The 1,749-nt window shown below is 69.0% G+C and carries 3 protein-coding genes; 1 reads left to right on the top strand and 2 read right to left on the bottom strand.

The window, feature by feature from the left end; translation table 11 throughout:
- On the top strand, nucleotides 1-322 hold a 322-nt coding region (locus GJ633_RS16390), incomplete at its 5' end, for an SAM hydroxide adenosyltransferase (RefSeq protein ID WP_197431384.1).
- 75 nt (nucleotides 323-397) lie between these two features.
- Here the strand turns inward: GJ633_RS16390 and GJ633_RS16395 are convergent.
- Nucleotides 398-859: a DUF5793 family protein gene (locus GJ633_RS16395; RefSeq protein ID WP_156589616.1), complete on the bottom strand. Its 462-nt coding sequence runs from the start codon at nucleotides 857-859 to the stop codon at nucleotides 398-400.
- Between the two features lie 57 nt (nucleotides 860-916).
- Nucleotides 917-1,642, bottom strand: coding sequence for a ribosome assembly factor SBDS (locus tag GJ633_RS16400; RefSeq protein WP_156589617.1), 726 nt, complete (start codon nucleotides 1,640-1,642; stop codon nucleotides 917-919).
- Nucleotides 1,643-1,749 lie beyond the last annotated feature (107 nt).

Here is a 1,749-nt window from a genome sequence, read left to right on the forward strand (position 1 = left end):
CCAGCGGCTCGCCTCCCGGCATCGAACTCCACGTACTACCTTCCCGCCAGCGCGGTCGACGCGGGCGACCACGGTGCTCGTCGTCGACGACTTCGGGAACGCGATCACGAACGTGCCCGGCGACCTCCTGCGCGGACGCGACGGCGTTCGCGTGAACGGCGAGCCGGTCCCCGTCGTCGACACCTTCGCGGACGTCGCTCCCGGCGATCGACTCGTGACCGTCGGGAGCCACGGCTACGCGGAGTGCGACGTCAACGACGGGCGGGGCGACGAGGCGTTCGGGCTCGCTCCGGGCGACGCGGTCGCGTTCGGATTCGCGTAGCGGCCCGGGGCGCCGACCCGGGACGGTCGTGCGGGAAACGGAGACGCAGAGACTTCACCGCCACACGGGTTCGGCCTACAGTTCGACGCCGGAGGGGATCAGGCTCTCGCTCCGCAGCAGGTTCCCCTCGTGGTCGTACACGAGGAAGGTGTCCTTATCGTAGGAGACGAGCCGTTCGCCGTCGACGTCGATCTCGACGCGGTAGTGGGCGTCCTCGTCGTCGACGGAGTCCCGTGCGGCGTGGATGAAGGGGAGCACGTCCGTCGCCGTCTCGTTGAGTTCGAGCACGAAGTCGCCGGTGTACCGGTTCGTCACGCCGACGACGCCCTCCGGGTCGTCCGCCTCTCCGAGCGGCTCGCGGAGCCGGAACGCGACGTCGATCTCGGCCGCCTCGAGGAGGTCGCCGTCCGTGCCGGAGAGGCGGTCGCGCAACAGCCCCTCCGGTCCGTGGAAGTCGATACGGACCAAGGGCGTCGTCCGATCGTCGGGGTCGTCTCCGACGCCCTCGACGGTGAGGTCGAAGTAGTCACGCCGCATTTGCTACTTGGTAGTTAGCGGTCCCACCGTATCAACGTAACGGGCGCCGTCCGCTCCTCACCGGGTCCGGAGCTCGTCTTTGTCCTTGATGACCCGCACGTCGCCCTCGCCGGAGGTGACCTCGTTAACGAGGTCGTACAGGTCGTTCTGGAGCCCCGCGGGGAACGTGAGCACGCCGACCCACGACCCGTCGTTCTGCCACTCCTCGCGCTCCAGGTCGCCGAACTCCCGAACGCGCGCCTGCCCGGATCCGGCGTAGTCGGCCGGGAGCTGGACCGCCATCGTCACCTCCTCGAACCGGATCGGGATCACGGGACGGAGCGCCTCGAGCGCGTCGTCGACCTGGTTCTCGACCGGCTCCATCGGGTCGACCTGGAACCCCGCCTCCTCCAGGGCGCGCTCGATGCGCTCCGGCGGGTGCGGCGAGTCGTCCATCTGCGGGTTGACGGCGTTTCGCGTGATGGTGTTGACGAGCTGGTTGTGCTTTCGCTCTTGCATCTCCTCGCGCTGCTCGGCGGTGATCTGGATCTCGCCCTTCTCGACGACCTGCGGGATGATCTCCAGGGGATCGGTCGTCCCGAACACCGTCTCGAGGTCCTCCTCCGCCGGACGGTCGCCCCGAGAGGCGTTCTCGAAGACGTCCTCGGCCGCGATGACGTCCTCTAAGTCGCCCTCGAACTCGCCGCGTTTCATCGCCAGCGCGGCGTCCGGGTCGATGAGTACCTCGAAGCGTTCCCCGTGCGACTCCAGTCGGGCCGTCACGGCCTCGTCGAGCGATATCATACCAGTCGATACCACCCCCGCGGTGAAAAAGCCTCCCGCCCCGGTCGACGCCGTCGCTCCCGACGAGGGCGGCGCCACCGGACCACCACGCCGCCGGTCAGCGCGTC

Origin of the sequence: Halorubrum sp. CBA1125, assembly GCF_009742825.1 — an archaeon.
In the GTDB taxonomy this organism is placed as follows: domain Archaea; phylum Halobacteriota; class Halobacteria; order Halobacteriales; family Haloferacaceae; genus Halorubrum.

Excerpts from the sequence above, each read along its gene's own strand:
- GJ633_RS16395 (WP_156589616.1), bottom strand. The coding sequence starts at position 859 with ATGCGGCGTGACTACTTCGACCTCACCGTCGAGGGCGTCGGAGACGAC.
- GJ633_RS16400 (WP_156589617.1), bottom strand. The coding sequence starts at position 1,642 with ATGATATCGCTCGACGAGGCCGTGACGGCCCGACTGGAGTCGCACGGG.